Source organism: Paraburkholderia sp. BR13439, assembly GCF_040948805.1.
In the GTDB taxonomy this organism is placed as follows: domain Bacteria; phylum Pseudomonadota; class Gammaproteobacteria; order Burkholderiales; family Burkholderiaceae; genus Paraburkholderia; species Paraburkholderia youngii.
Genome location: NZ_JBFPKN010000025.1, coordinates 25,580 through 43,047, shown reverse-complemented (window position 1 = coordinate 43,047; position 17,468 = coordinate 25,580). Strand labels below are relative to the sequence as shown.

Annotated in this window: 18 protein-coding genes and 1 pseudogene; 5 read left to right on the top strand and 14 right to left on the bottom strand. The window is 55.8% G+C overall.

The genetic code is table 11. The features are described from left to right. Window positions 1-398: 398 nt before the first annotated feature. The 4 genes from AB3X96_RS34740 to AB3X96_RS34725 all read right to left on the bottom strand — a co-directional run bounded on the left by AB3X96_RS34740 (window position 399) and on the right by AB3X96_RS34725 (window position 4,613). Complete coding sequence (locus AB3X96_RS34740) at window positions 399-752, bottom strand: hypothetical protein (protein ID WP_368593246.1); 354 nt, start codon at window positions 750-752, stop codon at window positions 399-401. A 372-nt stretch (window positions 753-1,124) separates the two neighbouring features. After that, window positions 1,125-1,817, bottom strand: a complete 693-nt coding sequence (locus tag AB3X96_RS34735; protein ID WP_368593245.1) for an RraA family protein — start codon at window positions 1,815-1,817, stop codon at window positions 1,125-1,127. Between the two features lie 167 nt (window positions 1,818-1,984). Beyond that, window positions 1,985-3,256 carry an aminotransferase class V-fold PLP-dependent enzyme gene (locus AB3X96_RS34730; RefSeq protein WP_368593244.1) on the bottom strand — a complete coding sequence of 424 codons (1,272 nt, stop codon included), beginning with the start codon at window positions 3,254-3,256 and terminating at the stop codon, window positions 1,985-1,987. Window positions 3,257-3,299: 43 nt separating this feature from the next. Continuing rightward, a complete protein-coding gene (locus tag AB3X96_RS34725) occupies window positions 3,300-4,613 on the bottom strand; it encodes a cation:dicarboxylase symporter family transporter (protein ID WP_368593243.1) in 1,314 nt (437 codons plus the stop codon). Window positions 4,614-4,891: 278 nt separating this feature from the next. Between AB3X96_RS34725 and AB3X96_RS34720 the strand changes: the two genes are divergently transcribed. Further along, complete coding sequence (locus tag AB3X96_RS34720) at window positions 4,892-5,803, top strand: LysR family transcriptional regulator (RefSeq protein WP_368593242.1); 912 nt, start codon at window positions 4,892-4,894, stop codon at window positions 5,801-5,803. 228 nt (window positions 5,804-6,031) lie between these two features. On the opposite strand, the gene AB3X96_RS34715 is transcribed toward AB3X96_RS34720, so the two are convergent. Continuing rightward, entirely contained in the window at window positions 6,032-7,243 is a 1,212-nt protein-coding gene (locus AB3X96_RS34715) for a pyridoxal phosphate-dependent aminotransferase (RefSeq protein WP_368593241.1), read from the bottom strand. Between the two features lie 225 nt (window positions 7,244-7,468). Continuing rightward, a complete protein-coding gene (locus tag AB3X96_RS34710) occupies window positions 7,469-7,642 on the bottom strand; it encodes a RidA family protein (RefSeq protein WP_368593240.1) in 174 nt (57 codons plus the stop codon). A gap of 255 nt (window positions 7,643-7,897) precedes the next feature. Between AB3X96_RS34710 and AB3X96_RS34705 the strand changes: the two genes are divergently transcribed. Then, a complete protein-coding gene (locus AB3X96_RS34705) occupies window positions 7,898-8,449 on the top strand; it encodes an IS110 family transposase (RefSeq protein WP_368593239.1) in 552 nt (183 codons plus the stop codon). Then, window positions 8,449-8,835, top strand: coding sequence for a hypothetical protein (locus tag AB3X96_RS34700; protein ID WP_368593306.1), 387 nt, complete (start codon window positions 8,449-8,451; stop codon window positions 8,833-8,835). Before AB3X96_RS34705 ends, AB3X96_RS34700 begins: the two co-directional genes overlap by 1 nt. Before the next feature lie 51 nt (window positions 8,836-8,886). Here the strand turns inward: AB3X96_RS34700 and AB3X96_RS34695 are convergent, their stop codons facing one another. Genes AB3X96_RS34695 through AB3X96_RS34675 form a run of 5 tightly spaced genes read right to left on the bottom strand, consistent with a single transcriptional unit; the run spans window position 8,887 to window position 13,176 of the window. Continuing rightward, window positions 8,887-10,152: an NAD(P)/FAD-dependent oxidoreductase gene (locus AB3X96_RS34695; protein WP_368593238.1), complete on the bottom strand. Its 1,266-nt coding sequence runs from the start codon at window positions 10,150-10,152 to the stop codon at window positions 8,887-8,889. Between the two features lie 2 nt (window positions 10,153-10,154). Then, window positions 10,155-10,883: an amino acid ABC transporter ATP-binding protein gene (locus tag AB3X96_RS34690; RefSeq protein ID WP_368593237.1), complete on the bottom strand. Its 729-nt coding sequence runs from the start codon at window positions 10,881-10,883 to the stop codon at window positions 10,155-10,157. Beyond that, window positions 10,858-11,598, bottom strand: coding sequence for an amino acid ABC transporter permease (locus tag AB3X96_RS34685; protein WP_368593236.1), 741 nt, complete (start codon window positions 11,596-11,598; stop codon window positions 10,858-10,860). The genes AB3X96_RS34690 and AB3X96_RS34685 overlap by 26 nt, the downstream gene beginning before the upstream one ends. 2 nt (window positions 11,599-11,600) lie before the next feature. Further along, window positions 11,601-12,299, bottom strand: a complete 699-nt coding sequence (locus AB3X96_RS34680; RefSeq protein ID WP_368593235.1) for an amino acid ABC transporter permease — start codon at window positions 12,297-12,299, stop codon at window positions 11,601-11,603. Between the two features lie 43 nt (window positions 12,300-12,342). Continuing rightward, window positions 12,343-13,176 (bottom strand): ABC transporter substrate-binding protein, encoded by an 834-nt coding sequence (locus AB3X96_RS34675; protein ID WP_368593234.1) that lies wholly within the window; start codon window positions 13,174-13,176, stop codon window positions 12,343-12,345. Window positions 13,177-13,868: 692 nt separating this feature from the next. Here AB3X96_RS34675 and AB3X96_RS34670 point away from each other — a divergent pair. After that, a pseudogene (locus AB3X96_RS34670) lies at window positions 13,869-13,997 on the top strand (glycerate dehydrogenase); the annotation flags it as partial. A gap of 566 nt (window positions 13,998-14,563) precedes the next feature. On the opposite strand, the gene AB3X96_RS34665 reads toward AB3X96_RS34670, so the two are convergent. The 3 genes from AB3X96_RS34665 to AB3X96_RS34655 form a co-directional block, all read right to left on the bottom strand. Continuing rightward, a complete protein-coding gene (locus AB3X96_RS34665; protein WP_368593233.1) occupies window positions 14,564-14,767 on the bottom strand; it encodes a hypothetical protein in 204 nt (67 codons plus the stop codon). Between the two features lie 180 nt (window positions 14,768-14,947). Next, the gene (locus AB3X96_RS34660) at window positions 14,948-15,220 is read right to left on the bottom strand and encodes a 4-oxalocrotonate tautomerase family protein (RefSeq protein WP_368593232.1); all 273 of its coding nucleotides are present in this window, start codon (window positions 15,218-15,220) and stop codon (window positions 14,948-14,950) included. Window positions 15,221-15,274: 54 nt separating this feature from the next. Beyond that, on the bottom strand, window positions 15,275-16,057 hold the full coding sequence (locus AB3X96_RS34655; RefSeq protein ID WP_368593231.1) for an SDR family NAD(P)-dependent oxidoreductase: 783 nt from the start codon (window positions 16,055-16,057) through the stop codon (window positions 15,275-15,277). Window positions 16,058-16,387: 330 nt separating this feature from the next. On the opposite strand from AB3X96_RS34655, the gene AB3X96_RS34650 reads away from it, so the two are divergent. Next, on the top strand, window positions 16,388-17,212 hold the full coding sequence (locus AB3X96_RS34650; protein ID WP_368593230.1) for a transporter substrate-binding domain-containing protein: 825 nt from the start codon (window positions 16,388-16,390) through the stop codon (window positions 17,210-17,212). Window positions 17,213-17,468: the final 256 nt, after the last annotated feature.

Sequence of the window (17,468 nt, the reverse complement as noted above, 5' to 3'; positions counted from 1 at the left end):
AGATTGCTCAACGCGAACTTAAGGGCGGTAGCCCTTGACTTGGGCATAAGTGTGCGGGACCTGCGCGGCGTGCTCATCGAGGATTTTCGCTTCTTCGCGGGTGCCAGACCCGAAGCGTTCCGGCGCGAACTCGGCAATATGGGCGTTATTTGGGAGGATAGGCAGAGCGTTTTCTTGTAATCATTCCGCCCATATCGGTGACTGCTTCCGGATCGGAAGCTGCCATAGCCTTCACGAAGTCGATTTCCAGATCGCGAGCTTACGCGAGAGCGCTGTATGAACACTCTATCGCACATATTAGGCCAAGCACAGGCCGTCATGGGACGACGTTATGAGAGTTACTCGACAGCGTCGTCAGTCGGTCATGCATTCGGCTTCGCTGCCAACACCGGCTGCCTTCAAATCAGCGAAGTTGTTTCTTTGAAGGCCGATTCGATATCTGGGGCGGGTGCTTCCTTTAATTGGCGTTCAAAAATCTCAAGGATGTACGAGATTGCTGAGCTGTCTTCGTTCGTGAACCCCCACGGACCATTTGCCAAACCAGACGACACGGCGCGCTTAATCGCACGAGCCGCTTCACAAATCGCGGAGTCGCAAATCGCTCCGTAGCCCATATCCGCAAGTAGGCGCGTCGCCAGCGTGACTTCCAGAAGGGTCATTGAGGTCGAGGCCGTACCGCGTGACGTGTTCATCGCGTGTAATGCGAGGTGACAGCGAGTCGCGATCAATGTAACGCCTTCCGAAGAAAGCATTCAACTTCCCCAGATGGAGAAGGCGTCGCCGACCGTATGAGCATCCATCCAGTCATAGTGATCCGTTGTTTGTTTCCATGCCCATCCGAACGCAGGTGCCTGGCGCACTCTCGAATCGTGGTATTCGGTCAGACATCTCGTTGATTTATGGCCGGGCAGTGCTGCAGTGCAGCTCTGCCTGAATTCGTCATCGACCTGTTCTAGCGGGCTTTTGCGCATACAACCTCGGTTTCGTCCAATGCAAATTAATGGGATAAAGAGCCCATACCGTGATCCGAATACTCCGATCGGCCGAATCCTGCCGTGGCGGCATCCGGCGCTCAACAATCCAACGGCGTTTCGGTTTTGCCGCGGCGTCGCGATAGGTAGACCTTACTCGAGCGTCTCGTCTTGACGGATAACGCCCGCCGCGCGGAGTGCATCATTCAGCCAAGGCGAAACAAGAATTCCTTCTTTGATTTCTGCGATACGCTGGGCTTCTGCCTGCAGCTTTTTTTCAGCTGCATTCAGTACACTGTCAACGTCCCGACGCGGTATCACCACAACGCCATCACAATCTCCCACCACTAGATCGCCAGGCTCAACGCAGACATCTCCGATCGAGATCGGCACGCCGACGCGACCCTCAAGCCCTTTTGTTGGACCTGCGGGGTTTCTGCCAGCGGCAAAGATCGGAAGCGAATCTTTTGAGAGTGCGGCGAAATCGCGGGCTGCGCCGTCAACCACGAAGCCACCGAGTTTCGCCGCTATCGCTTGAGTGACCATTAACTCCCCGAAGAGCGCGCTCGACTGATATCCTTTTCCGTCCACAACAATCACATCGCCCGGTGTAGCCAGCGCCAACGCAACATGAAACATAAGGTTGTCGCCGGGCCGAACTTCGACAGGGAATGCCGGTCCAGCTAGAACCATACTTGGAGCGAGTGGCTGGATACGCCCATGCAAAGCTCCACGGCGTCCCGCGACATCGCAAAGTACCGCGGACTGAAATTCTAGTGCGCGCTTGATCTGGGCAGGCGTGACACGTTCGAATTCCGATGCGTTAGCGAACTTGGTAGATTTCATTCGATTATCTCGCTTGATGCGATCGCAGCCCATGACGAAGTCTATGGCCCTCCGCCCACGAAGGCAGGTAAGGTAACTGCGAGCGGGTTTTGCTTTCGACCCCGACTTCCCGGGGTTCCGAATAGAACAGGGCCGCTTTCAGGCGTCTTTGTCTTTGCGCTTAGGACTCACAGCGCAAGAAGCTGCTCCGTGATTGCGAGGAAACGCCGAACGTCGTCGACCGAGTGGCAGTGAAGAGGCGAGAGTCGAACAGCACCCTTGAGATTGAACGACTTCAGCATCCGACCAGAGTAGACGCTCGTTTCCAGGCGTTCGTAAACCGTCACTCCGCGCTTTTCGTATTCCCGGACCGCCTCAGTGGGATCAAGCTTCGGGAAGCCGATGCCAACGATCAGATCGCGCTTCTTAAGATCCGAATGGTCCCAATAGACTTCGAGCCCGCGCATGTGACGTAGTCCGCGCCGTGCACCGTGACCGTCCAGCAATGCAGCAAGCAACGCGCGCTCGTGAAGCTCAATCCGCTCCATGCCGTTCACGAACAACTCCCGTCGCTCCGAAGCGTCACTAAAATGTTGACCAATCCATGTGACGTAGTCGACGATCTCGGAAACCATTGCGAACTGACCGGGCGTCGGCGTGCCCAGTTGCCACGCCCCCTGTGGCTTGGCGAGTAGTCTGCGATGGGGTAAGGCGGCCGCTCTCGGGGAGAGCCAAGCGATGCCGGACCCGCGGCATCCAAAAAACTTGTATGGAGCGAAGTTGATCCCGTCGACCGGCGTCTTTTGTAGATCGATGATTCCATGCGGCGCGTGCTGCACGGCGTCGACAACAATGAAGAGGTCTGGTTTCTTCGCGCGCGCGGCATGAATGATGGCCGCCAGATCAAACTTGGCGCCCGATATATTGGAAGCGTACATCACGCTTAGCAGGGCCGTCTCTTCGTCAACCAGATCAACGATCTCCTGGACGTCCACACCGCCCGTTTCAGGGTTGCTACGCGCCACCCGCAAGGTCTTACCGGTGCGCTCGCAGTACATCGTCATCGCATCGTACGACGAGGGATGCTCCAGAATCGTAGTCACGGCGTTCGAGCCTGCAGTGTTTTCCATGATCGTCCGGATCATTTCAAACATCGCTTCGGACGCGGTCAGCGCGGTCAAAATGCTTCCGTCCCGTGCGTTCATGATCGTTCGGATGTCAGCCTCGCCAACGGCGATCACATCCTGCAATGCGAGGGCGCGTTCATGGATGCGCTCCGGGTTGTCCGGCACGCAGTCGGCCGAAGCTAACGCATCGACGGCACGCTTCAGGCGAAACGATCCGCCAGCATTATCGAAGAAAAGGCGCTCGCGTCCGTCGGAGTCGCGATCGATTTGGTGGAATCGGTCCTTAATTTCTCGCATCAAGGAATCGGAAAAGAGTTCGCCATGACTGCTCATCTTGAGTCTCCTGTTCGGGTCCGTCATGTGTCTGGTTCTCTGCTTATCGGTCAAGAGACGCGAGGTACGCCTTGCCCTTTTGTGCGTCGTACTGTCCTTCCCACTTCGCGATTACAAGCGGAGCAAGTGCATTACCGACCACGTTCAGTGCCGTGCGACCCATGTCCATCAGGCGGTCGACGCCAGCGATAAATGCGAGGCCCTCCAACGGCAGACCAGCGCTGGCGAGCGTGGTCAGCAAGATCACAAACATGAAACCCGGAACCCCGGCGGCACCCTTAGACGTCACCACCATCGTCAGCGTCAAGACCAATTGCTCCTGCCAACCGAGATGCACGCCGTACAATTGGGCAACGAATAGCGTGCCGATCCCGAGATAGATCGATGCGCCGTCGAGATTGAACGTGTATCCGGTAGGAACAACGAAGGTGGTTATGCTCTTCGGTACCCCGAAATCCTCCATCTTCTTCATCAACTGCGGAAGCACTGTCGCCGAGCTGCTCGTCGAGAAAGCGATGATCAACTCGTCTTTGATGATGCGGAAGAGCGTGAAGATATTGAACCCAAAAACGCGTGCGACGATACCGAGGACGGCGACGGCAAACAGGATGATGGCAAAGTACGTCACCGCTACGAGTTTGATGAGCGGCAAGAGTGACCCAAAGCCAAAGCTTGCGACGGTGACAGCGATCAGCGCGCAGACGCCAATCGGTGCGTAGAGCATCACCATGCCCGTTACCTTGAACATTGCTTCAGAGATCCCCTTCAGCGTCGCTACAACAGGCCGACGGTATTCCTCGGGAACCGACTGCAAGCCCAGACCGAACATCACGGAAAAGAAGATCACCGGCAGCAATTCCCCTTTTCCCATCACCGAAATGATGTTGTCTGGAATGACACTCAAGATGAGCGCCAACAGGCCGTGGTGCCCCTGTCCTTGACCGGTTGTGTGCTGGTATTGCGAGATGTCCGCGTGTCCGAGTTGCGACATATCGGTGCCAATGCCAGGATGCAGCACGTTCCCGATAACGAGTCCCAGGACGATCGCAATCGTAGTGACAACCTCGAAGTAAAAAAGGGTCTTGACGCCAATGCGTCCAAGCGATTTCCCGTCGCCCACGCCTGCGATTCCCACAACCATGCTCGTGAAGACGATAGGGACGACGACCATCTTAATGAGCTTGATGAAGACGTCGCCGGCCGGTTGCAACACGCCGGAAATTGCCTGGGCTCTGAACTCGGGATAATGGTTGAGGCCGATGCCAATACCAACGCCCAGTATTAGGCCTATGACGATCTGCCACGCGAGAGGTACGCGGGCAGTGCGCCGCCCTCTGGTGCAGGTAACGCTGCTCATACTTGTCTCCTTGAATCGAATTTAGGGCGCAATGTGTCGGTGGTACTGAGTGCCGCTACCGAACTAGCTAGGGAAGCTACACAAGCAGTACCGTCTCCATGGCCCACACCTTAAATCGCTAAATTCAATAGAAAAAGCGATTTTTTTAAATGTATTTAGATCGATAAAGGTAATGAACCGAGAACAGATTCGGTCCTCGCTTTGAACTAGGGTCGTATGTGAAAAAAAGAGATCGAAAACGCTCTACAATATTGCTTTATTTCACCCCGGGGGTGGCCATGCTCACTTTCAAGCAGATGGAAGCCCTGTTCTGGATCGTGCAGCTGGGTTCTTTTGAACAGGCGGCAGCGAAGTTGAACGCTAGTCAATCTGCCATCTCGAAGCGGATCCAGGAGCTAGAAACGGCGTTCGATTTCTCCGTCTTCGATCGTACGCATCGGACGGCAAGGCTTACCGAAAAGGGAAACCAACTGTTTGTCTACGCAAAAGAGCTTCTGGAGCGAAGGGACGAGATCATTGATCGCGTGAGCTCGAAAGAAGTCTTGGTGAGGCGCTTGCGGATTGGCGTCACTGAGTTGACCGCTTTGACTTGGCTACCTCGGCTGATTGAAGCCATCAAGGAAACGTATCCAAAGGTAATCGTTGAGGCGGAAGTTGAGTCGACGTCCGAACTGCGAGAAAGATTGATGGCCGACACGATCGATCTCGTTATCGTCCCGGAATCGCCACTCGGTCAAAAATTCACGTCAACGAAGGTAGGTGCCGTCGACAACGCATGGATGTGCGCGCCTACCCTTCATCCTGGTCGCGCGCTTCTTCCTCTTGAGGAGATCACGAGTTTCCCCTTGATTTTTCAAGGAAACATTTCTGGAACCGGACAGGTGTACGCTCAGTTCCTCGCCGAAAACGGCGTCAACGCAACGAGGTTTATCGTATCCAACAATCTGATCGCTCAAATCGGCCTCACCGTGTCGGGACTTGGCGTGAGCTATCTGCCGCAGAAGTGCTTAGGCTACTTGGTTGATTCAGGGATTCTGCGCGTTCTGCGTACGCGACCGCCCCTTCCTCCGGTGCACTACGTGGCACTCTTCCGTTCGGAGCATCAATACTCGTTAAGTAGTCAAGTCGCGCAGTTAGCTAAAGATTGTTGCGATTTCACAGCAAATCTGCTAGCGCCGTCGCTTAAATAAATAACGTGGCACTATCCAGCTAGGAGGGAACCGTTCTGATCGCTGAGGCGTCGACACACGGCGACGACTTCAATCCCAAAAGCGAAGCGGTCCACATCGGCGGTCGAGCGTATCGAGACAGAGAAGAAGTTGCCGTCAATGCATTGACTTCGAGTTGCCGTAGTCTCGTTCACGGAATGTCCTCTGGGCGAACGGTTCGCCCAGAGGACAATGCTGGCGACAGCAGGTTCACTTCAATGCAGAGCACGCTTGCGCAATTCGTCGACATCCTTCACGGATCGCTTCTTCGGAAGTAGCGAACGAGAATCGAATATAGGGAGAAAGCCCGTAGGCGCTTCCGTCCAAAGTCGCCACCTGCGCCGCTTCTACAAGGTAGCGAACCATGTCCACGTCACTCGCGATCACGTTACCCGAAGGCGTTATCTTGCCGATCAAACCGGTGATCGACGGATACAGATAAAAGGCTCCGCTCAGATTGCCGACGTCGAAACCGGGTACGTCACTCAACAAAGTGCGCATCAACTCCCCTCGTTTTGCGAAGAGTCCTGCTGCATGATGAGGTGCATCCTGGCTGCCTCCAAATGCCTCAACAGCGGCTGCTTGGCTAATAGCACTTGGACACGTGGTCATCTGGGAAATCAATTTCGTGATTGCATTGACGAGGGTTACCGGCCCAGCACCGTAGCCCAACCGCCATCCCGTCATTGAATACCCCTTGGACGCACCGTTGACGACGAGCGCGCGGTCGCGCAGGGTAGGAATTGCGGCTACCGGTGAGACATGTTTCGCACCGTTGAAAACGAAATGCTCGTAGATCTCGTCGGACAGTACCCAAACGTGCGGGTGTCGTGCGAGCACCTCGCCCAAAGCAGCAAGCTCGTCTTCAGTGTAAACCGCGCCCGTCGGATTGTTAGGCGTATTCAGGATCAGCCATTTGGTACGCGGGGTGATCGCCGCCTCAAGCTGCGCAGGAGACAGCTTGAAGCCCGTCGACTCATCACTTGTAACGATGACGGGTTGTCCGTCATTGATCACGACCATGTCCGGATAGGAGACCCAGTATGGCGCATGAATAATCACTTCATCATCTGGGTTCAAGGTAACGGAGAGAGCCATGAAGATGACGTGCTTTCCACCGCTGCCGACGACGATGTTCTCGGGCCGATATTCGAGGTTATTATCTCTCGCCAGCTTCTCTGCGATAACCTTGCGAAGCTTGGGCGTTCCATTGGCCGCGGTATAGCGGGTCTCGCCAGCTCTCATGGCGGCAACGGCCGCATCGACGATGTGGCTGGGCGTCGGTAGATCGGGCTCGCCAATAGTGAAATCGACGATGTCTCTGCCTTCTGCTCTCAGTTTGTCAACACGCGCCTTCGCGGCTACGCTAGGCGACGGCTTGATGCGTGCCAGGCGCTCTGAAAGATCGATAGAAAAACTCATGCGGTACTCCATGTCATAGAGCGGGGGTGGTTGCTTGCGTCGGTCGACTTCGAAAGTCCACCGGCCGCGTCGCATCGATTCGGAAAGGATAGGTTTTCCATATCAACGAAAAAAGCGATTTTTTTCGATCGTACTCGTACTCTTTTTTTCATATAACGCCACAAGGTTTTTGAGCCCACCCCCGACTAGCGGTAGCCGTTGCACAGAGGTACTCAGAATTGCGGATCAACGATCAACAGGTGGGCTAAAGGTCGTGATCTCGATTTCTACGTCTACCGCATTAGATAGCTGAGCCTCGACAGTGCTACGAACAGGCAGATCACCCTCAAAATATTCGGCATAGACGGCGTTGAAGCGCGGCATCAAATCTATTCTTGACAGCCAAACCGTGGCCCGCACGACCTAGCAGGCTGCTGAAGTACACTCGAGTTAAAGAGGCCCCGCTCCAATTACGCGACTCTCGTCGCAAGATTTTCGCATCGTGCAGATTCAATGCGAATTCAACGTCCCTTTAAGCGTTTTGAGGCCAACTCCTGGCCTCATTTCCGCGTTTTCCGTCACTATGAATTGGTAAGGAGCCTCGCAGCCGGGTGGTCGGTGGCACTCCGTGCCACCATTGCTGTACCCCCGCCACCGTCCGTCACGGAGGACATCATGAACGCGATTACCCGAGTCGGCATTGATCTCGCCAAGAACGTTATGCAGATTCACGCGGTCGACCAAGCCGGTCGCGTGGTGCTCCGCAAAACCATTTCCCGCGAGAAGTTCCTTAGCTGGTTCGTGAACCTTCCGCGGTGCCGCGTTGCGATGGAAGCGTGCAGCACCGCCCACTACTGGGCACGCCGGCTGAGCGAACTTGGGCACGAGGTCCGGCTGATACCCCCGAAATTCGCCGCACCGTACCGCAAAGGCGGCACCCGCGTGAAGAACGACGCGCTCGACGCTGAAGCCGTTTGTGAAGCTGACAGCCGTCCCCAGATGCGTTTCGTCCCCGTCAAGTCGCCAGGCCAACAGGGCGTGCTGACGCTCCACCGCATGCGCACTGGCTACGTCGAGGAGCGCACTGCGCTGGTCAACCGGCTGCGCGCACTCCTTGCCGAAATCGGCACTTTCATCCCGCAAGGTATCGACCGGTTGCGCAGGCACTTCGTTGCACAAGTCGAGGACGGCGCCAGCGAGCTCCCGGCACGGCGCGTGAAGCGTTAATGCGCGCCTGGACACAGTGGCGGACGCTCGACCAGGAAATCGCCTGGTACGACCGCCAGATCGCTGCCCACGCCGGTCACGATGGCGCCGCCAAGCGCTGCATGGATATGTGCGGCGTCGGCCCGCTTACCGCATCGGCCGCCGTCGCCACCATCGTCAATGCCAACCGATTCAAGAACGGCCGCCAGATGGGCTTGGCTTGGTCTCGTGCCGCGAGCCAACTCATCACCAGCATCGAGCGCTATGTCGCACGCTACAACCAGCATAACCGTCCGTTTGTCTGGACCGCAACCGCCGACTCCATCCTTCAGAAGGTGGCTCGGTTATGTAAAGTTGTTTCTGGGACACAACACGTACGTCCCATGATCGTCTCCAGCACACCATGACTCGATCATGAACATGCTTGATTTACGTAAAGTTTTTTCTGGGACGGAATACTAGAATCGTTCAAGCCGGTACCGGTGCAGGGCGACGGGTGGCTTGTTTTCCTGGAGTAAAGCAGACACGCAGCGGGCCGTAACGGCTGACAGCGTCAGCCCGTTATGGGCATGTCCGAAAGCGTAGGCAATCCTCGGCGAGTTTCGCAGAACGCCGATTGCGGGGAGTCCATCAGGCAAAGAAGGCCTTACTCCCATCCAAGGGACGCCGTCATCGCCGGCAAGTTTGGGTAAGTATCGTTTGGCCAATCTCAAAAGCATTGTCGCTCGCGACATATTCGGTGGAGAGTCGGCACGGGCGAACTCCGCTGTCCCGGCCAATCGCACACCTTCATCCATAGGCGTCGCGGCGAAATGCGGCTCTCCGAATACAATGGGTCGCTGGAGCCGGATTCCTGCTGTCGGGAGCATCAGGTGGTAACCCCGCTCAGCGACCAAAGGGACTTTGATGTTGAGTCGTTGCAAAAGCGCACCGGTCTCAAAGCCCATAGCAAGAACGACCCTCTTACAGAGGATCTTTGAACCGGAAACAGTATGAATGCGAACCCCGCGTTCAGCGTCCTCCACGAGACGCACTTCGTCCCTTACGAACGCAACGCCGCATGCTCTCAACCGTTGAGCATAGAGTTCACCCAGACCTCGCGGATTGCTGCACCTCCCGGAATTAGGGAATAAGATGCCGCCAACCATGTCCTCATTCAGCTCCGGTTCGAGGTCACGAATGGCGTCGGCCGAGATGCGATGCGCTTCCAGTCCGAAGGAATTCCAGATCGGGAGCGCGCGCGATTTCGCCTCAAGAGCAGAAAGTGTTCTGAACGCCACCAACCCGCCTTTTCGGCTGAGCAGATGTCCGGCACCCGCATCTGCCGTAAGTTCGTCGAAGCTAGCGTACGCCAGACTCGTTAGATCGGCGAGACCAGACACGATATTCTGATAAGAGTTTGGCTTCAGAGCAGAAACCGCTCTGACGGCCCACGGTATCATTTTTGCCGCGTAGCTTGGTTCGATAAGTAGCGGCCCGTCCTTCGACAGTATGAACTTCGGAAGTTGCTTCAGCATGTCAGGTGAAGCAGGCGGAAATATGTTTGCTTCGGACAGGTAGCCTGCATTGCCAGAAGACGCTCCTCCCATTGGAACAACTTTTTCCACGACGATGACTTTGAAGCCGTCGAGATGTAGACGCAAGGCGATTGACAATCCTATGATCCCCGCGCCAAGGACCGCAACGCTGCGTTCGTCCACTTGTTCGCTGCTCAAATCGATCATTCTCAGTGCGCTCGGATATCCGACAGAAACGCCTGAGCGCGCACGTGTTTAGGCTCGACGAAGAATTCCTTCGGTTCCGCGCGTTCAAGGATTACTCCGTTGTCCATGAACCAGATGGTGTCGCTCACTTCCCGAGCGAAGTTCATCTCGTGTGTGACGCAAACCATGGTCATCCCGTCTTTCGCGAGCGACTTCATGACGCTAAGGACTTCTCCGACCATCTCGGGATCGAGTGCGCTCGTCGGCTCATCGAAAAGCATCACTGGCGGGTCCATGGCCAACGCGCGCGCTATTGCGACGCGCTGCTGCTGTCCCCCGGACAACTGTTGTGGATAAGCCTCGGCCTTATGAGCAAGACCTACTCGATCCAGTAGCTCCATCGCCCTTTTTCTCGCTTCTGCAGGTTTTTTCCTCCCGAGTTTGACCGGAGCAAGACATATGTTGTCCGTTACTGAGAGATGCGGAAAGAGGTTGAACGATTGGAACACGAATCCAACGCCCGAGCGGAAATCATTCACATTGGTGGCTCTTGCATGGATATCCTTCCCATCCACCTCAATCGAGCCCGACTGAATTTCTTCGAGCCGGTTGATTGTTCGAATAAGCGTTGATTTTCCAGAACCGGAAGGACCGCAGACAACAACCACTTCGCCCTTCTTGACTTCGGCCGTAATGTCCGTCAAGACATGGTGGTTTCCGTAGAACTTATTGACTTTCGAGAATCGGATCATTTTCGAGGCTCCTAGGCGAGACTTGGTTATTCCTGGTACGTTTCCGAGCGACTCGGCGCTCAAGGTAATGAGCAAACTGTGTGAGCGCAAAACAGGCGACGAAATAAGTCAAGGCAAGAATCATAAACACAGCGAACGGGCGTGTAAGGAGATTGTTGTTCACTGAATTTGCCTCGAATGTCAGCTCCTGCACGCTAATAACGTAGCCAATCGAGGTTTCCTTGATCGTCGATACAAGTTGGCTGACGATACTGGGTACCATGTTAAATAGCGCCTGCGGAAGCAGCACGTAGAATATCGTGCGCCAATATCCGATCCCTAACGCACGCGAAGCCTCAGTCTGTCCTTTAGGAAGCGAAATCAAACCTGCACGTATTACTTCGGACAGGTAGGCCGCCTCATAGAGAACAAGCGTACAAAGCAGCGTCGTCACTCCTGACACGTTGTGACCAACCAAAACCGGTACCAAAAAATACGCCCAGAAGACCAGCATTACGAGCGGGATGCCGCGGACAATATAGACAAAGACGGTCGCCGCATTCGCTAGCCAACGGATAGATCCCGTGCGACACAATGCGATGGCGACGCTAATGGGAAAAGATAGTCCGAGTCCGAGGACCGAAAGGATTAGCGTGAGCGAGAGGCCACCAAGTGGACCGTTCGGATACTGGCCGATCAAAAAGATGAGCCAGTTGTCTCTGATGATGTCAATCATGATTACCTCGACGGTACACTGCTACGTCTCGCGGCCACAGCACCGGCCCCCATCAAGCAGAGAGAGACCGCAAGATAGAACGCCGTTGCGACAGCGTATGATTCGAAGGTTCGAAACGTCTGGTTCTCGACCTCGCGGACAACGTAAGTCATCTCCGCCGCGCCGATAACCATAGCGAGGCTTGTGTTCTTGAAGAGGAGAATCGTGTGGTTGATGAACGGCGGCAATGCGACTCGAAATGCCTGCGGCAAGATCACATATCGCATGGATCGCCCGTAGCTTAGGCCGAGAGATCTTGCGGCTTCATGCTGTCCCCAAGGAACCGCTCGAAGGCCGCTGCGGATGTCTTCGGATATGTAGGCCGACATGCAAAGACCGATCGCAATGGCGGCAAAGATCATTTCCCCGTTGTGCGCATTGATCCAAGTTTGCCAACTGTCCGGAAGCAACGTCGGCACGCCGAAGTACCAAAGGATAAGCTGTACTAGCATCGGCACATTCTGATGATAGGCGACGAACGCGGCCACGAGTCGGTCGACGATTGCATTGCCAGTCGCTCGTGCAACAGCTAAAACGGTTCCGAGGGCGACTGCGAGCAGCCAACTCTCGGCAGTCAGCGCAAACGTGAACTTGACACCCTTGATCAGTTCGGCGCCATGCGGTGCGGCAAAGATCGAACTGAAATCGAGATGGAAAGGCATAGCGAACTCCTGTTGCACGACATCTGGCGATAAGTGCTCTACCTCAGTTCGTCGGAATGGGGTCGGTCTTGAAGCTTCGAGCCATCTTGAGAGTCGACTTGTCACCGAGCCACTTGTCGAAGATCTGCTTGGACTCGCCGCTCTTTTCCATATTGTCCAAGGCCGTGTTCACAGCTTCTTGGAGCTTCGGCTCGCCTTTCTTAAGACCAAGTCCCCAATATTCCTGACCGACTGCCGGCACAAGTACCGAGATCTCTTTCGCGTTAGGACCGAGCTTCTCGATGAAGCGCCGCATCAGCGTTTCAGAAAGCACGAAGCCGTCGACCTTGTTCTGTACCATCGCCATGAAGGCAGACGGACCATCGTCATAGCTAACGAGTTGAGCGGTCGGCAACACCCGCTGGATTACCGGAATGTTACTTGAACCCTTGATGGTGCTAATTCGCTTGCCAGCTAGGTCATCGCGGTGTTTGTAGGGGCCATTGGTCTTGGCAGCCATCACCTGCTGGCTTACGAAATATGTCTTCGAGAAATCGATTTGCTGCGCACGCTGAGGGTTGTATCCGAGTACCGCTGCCAAGATGTCGACGCGACCTTGGGTCAGTTCGGGAATGCGCGAGTCGAGGGAGAGCACTTTAAGTTCAGGCTTAACGCCAAGTTGTTTGGCGACGCCCTTACAGAAGTCCACGTCGTAGCCGACGATCTCACGCGAATCGGGATCCTGGAACCCGAACGGCGGCAGGTTGCTCAGAACGCCGCATACCAAGGTGCCGCGGGCCTTCACGTCAGCCAACTGATCGGCATGCGCCACAGTTCCTACGGCACTTGATCCGAGTACCAATGCAACACCGACCAGCTTTTTAAACGTGCTTTTCATTTGACTCCTCCATTTGGACCGATGAATCCATCCCGGGCAAATCGTGCTCGGTTGAAAGCATTCTTTCCCACCGAAATAATAAGATAAAGCGATATTTTTCGATGTTGTCACATTCATTTTTTGGATAGAAAAACGCGGGTTTTCCCGATAAGACGTGACGCGTTCAGCAAAGGAGGAAGCGGTCCGTGACGCGCTCCAGCAAGCCAACTGACCTCGGGCCTCGGTTCGCTGAATCGCAGCTTTTCCCAAAGCTGCCGCAACACTTAGCCGGTCCTCGGAGCCACGCCTCGTCCTTGTGGTCCGCATCTATCGCGTCATCTGGGACGGCGGTGCATTGATCGTTAACGGGAAAAGGCGAAAAGGCGTTTGACCGCGGCATGTTCAACGCCAGCTCCATTGGGACCGGTGACAATATGTGCGCGATTTCGTTCACCCGACCCGACCCGACGCAACGCTTCTTGAAGCGCATGTCCCCACCGCAGCCTAAGCATGACCGACGTCGTCGCCGACGCTCGGTGTAGTTTTCCCCGACCGGTCGACCATTCAGCCAAATGCCCGCGCCGGGAGGATTTGCCTTTCAGTCACGAATTGCAGGCGTGCGAATCAACGAGGGCCGAAGAGGTGTTCGATCAGGTCCGCCGCTGGCGGTATCGTCACTACCAACAAAGTGAGGCCCTTCGCCCACGTGATCGCTTATCAACGCGGCGCGCGGTGGACGGGTGAATGAGGCGGCACTGGTTCGTGCGCCGACTCGTTCCGGCGCGGGTTTCGGTGTCGTCACTGACGAGCCGCTGACGGAAACCAATCCGTTCAATGAAATCGCATGCCCATGCGAAGCTCAATCATCAAACGATGTATTTCGATGTAGCAATGCATCGAAAAATTCATCAGTCGAAGCCTTACCCTAAGGCTTTGGCGTGAAAAAGTGAACGATGCATCGGCAAGGAAATAGATCCGGATAAATCGTTTCGGGCAGCATGACGGCACTCACGACTTCCCCTCCCCATGATAAGCTCGCCCTTACATCACCCGTCTGAAACGGCCTGTCTCCTGGAGGCGGGTATGCAAATGCTAGGCTTGGGACGCAGTCCCGTGCCGTCAGATCGCGTGGACTGCCGGTCCTGCCTACTCATGGCGACACGTAAAGGCAGCCGGCTATTGAGAAGCCAGGCGCTCGTCACGACGCCGGGCTTTTTTTGGCGAACTCTCGTCGCGAAAACGCGTCTCGACGGATGCAAAATTAACCTGGCATCAACGAGCGTTCTAACATGCGTCGGACGGACCACTGTCGCCTCCTTGAAATCAACGCATCGAGCGGAGGAGCTCGCAAGCGGACCATCCCATTGCTTAGGGACGGTAAAGGAGGAAGACGCGATCTCCACGGATATCAGGCCAATCCTTCGCCGCTCAATGCAAACGGAGCACGCGAATCCATCCAGTCGTAGCGCACTAGCGTGGTCCCCGACGCCCAATTGCGGTTGGCACTAGTAGCAGTTCGTTGCCAACCTTCGCCCGACTGCTCAGGTTCGGTATTGCAATCGACGTCTTTCCTGAGGTATCGGCTTGTCTTGTCATGTGCCTTGTCGTTCACGTTTGATCCTTGGCAACTGAGAAGTTCCACTAGCTGTGGCCAAAAAAAGCCCGGCAACCGCCGGGCAAAAAGCTCGCACTCTCGCGTGCGAACGCCAGGACGCCGGTTGGAGACCGAGCCGAACATCCGATGCCTTGTACGTGCCGAATTTGCTCCTCATTGCGCCGCTATCAACGGCCGTCAATCTGTTTCCATATCGGCTAACGTTAGTTTGATTGCAGCTGCCTCATCACCAACGACAGTCGAGGGCAGAACTCCTCCCACGGCCCAGTGTGCGGAGTCAACCTCCGTGATGATGACCTGCACATCAGTTACGGCACATTTCGTAATACATGCCATTTCTGAAGTGAACACATCGACCAATTCCTGCTTTTGCTCCCGGGTTCTTCCCTTGAGCATTTCGATTCTCACGATTGGCATGCGCTGTTCCAATATCGATTCTGCGAGATCCAACTCGCTCGTCCGAACCGTCCCATCGCTCGGCCCGGCGTCTTAGCCAACAGTCGTTCAGGGCTGCGCCGCGTACGACGAATAGGCCGTCGTGACGAGCCAGCCGCAGTCGATCGGCAACGTAACACCGGTGATCGCGGAGGCGTTCTCCGAACACAGATAAAAGATTGTGTCGGCGACTTCGTCGGGGCGTACGAACCGGCGTAGGGCCGACTTCTGAACGACCGCGTCCGGATCACGTTCACCTGAATCAATTCGTGCCTGCATTGCGGGCGTCAACGTGTAGCCCGGCGCGACTGCGTTGACGCGGACGCCCTTGGGACCCCACTCGGCGGCCATCACTTCCGTGAGCATCTTCAGACCTGCCTTTCCGACGGCGTAGCCGATCTGCGCGGACGCCCTGAAGGTGGTCAACGAACAGAGATTGATGATTGCGCCTTGGCCGGCTTCACACATCGGACCTCCAAACGCGCGCGACACCATGAGCGTTCCGCGGACATTGATATCGAAGAGGCGGTCAAATTCCGCAACATCCATATCGAGCAGGCGAACCGCGTTCTGCAGGATGCCGCCCGAATTCACGACTGCATACGGCACGCCATGTGTACCGAGCACCTTCTGTGCAAAGAGATCAATCGATTTGTCGAAGCCGAGATCGATCGGATAGAAATAAACGTCGTGACCCGCCTCGCGCAAGTCATCCGCTATCCGTTTGCCGCGCTCTGAATTTACGTCACCAATAACTACGGTCGCGCCGGCCGTTGCGAAACGACGTGCCGTTGCCTCGCCGATGCCACTTGCACCACCAGTAACTACAACCAGCTTTGAGTTCGTACCCATGTCCTAAACCTCAGTTGGTGGCTGCTTTCCCGATTTCCGCGAAACGGATCGTCTGTCCGGCGCCGCGCAAACCGGCCTAGCATCCGTGTTCTGCCGAATTAAAGTCGATTCTATGTCGACAATAGTTACATTTAGCCCTGTACAAGTCAAGGAACAACGAGGAAAAACAGGGGAAATCCGCCCCAAGGTTTACCACTACATTGCGCCGAAAACCAATATGGTCGGACCTCTCAGCCAGCCCGTCGAACTTTCTAGGATTTTGGTACGTTGACATTGTCGACATATAGTCGACAATAGGTACGCAAGCCTGACAACGTATGGAGGTCTACCGTGAACGCGTCTAAGTGGATGCTTACCGCACTCACCGCTGCATTCCTGGTTGGTGGTCATTCAACTGCGCAGGCCCAGTCCGGCGCTCCCAGTTACTGGCAGGATGTTCAGAAACGGGGGGTACTGCGCTGCGGCGCCGCGATCGCTCCACCGTACGTCATCCGCGACACGCAGAGCGGCCAGTACAGCGGAGTCTTTGTGGACCTCTGCCGTGAGTTCGGTGAGAAAGTCCTGGGTGTAAAGGTCGAGATGGTGGATACGAGCTGGGACAACATCGTCGCGGGCCTGCAGTCCGGTCGCTGGGATGTGGCAATGGCACTGAACCGTACGCCGAAGCGCTCTCTGGCCGTTGCCTACAGCCGATCTGCCTGGGACTACGAAATTGACGGGTTGTATGACCGTGCCAACCCGAAATTCCAGAAGGCTCCGAAGTCCCTGGATGATGTTGACAAGGCTGGCACCACAATCGCCGTGGTCAGCGGGACGGCTGCAGACCAGTTACTAACGGCAAAGGTCAAGAAGGCAACCATGCTTCGCCTGCCCGACGTTGACGCCACCCGCCTGGCACTCTCCTCCCGTCGCGCCGACATCTACTTTGACGACGCTGATCTGAATTCGCCCTTTGCCGCGACGGACAGTAAGCGCTGGGAAACCCTGCATCCGCAACCGGCCATCGCGAAGCAGGGAATCGCCTATGCGCTGCGCCGCAACGCAACGGAAGCAGATCTTCAGACGCTCGACATCTTCATTGAGGACAAGCTCGCCGTCGGTGAAGTCTCGGCGCTCGGCAAGTCGTACATGCAAAAGGTCTCAGCCCCGAAGTAAGCGGTCCACGCGGTGATTCAACACTTCTGTATGTGGCACTGCGACCGTCTGCATTGGGTATCCGAGGCATCACTACCGTGCAAACACTTGAGCATTGGGCACGCCCCCCAATCGGGGCGGCTGCCGACGCGTTCGAAGCCAGCGCCGAAACGCGATAACGAATTACCTGCTGGTGCACATCACTTTGGCAATGCGAAGGTCGGCACCAGTCACCTCTAAAGGCATTACCTTCGTGCAAACTCTGGAACGGATGGAA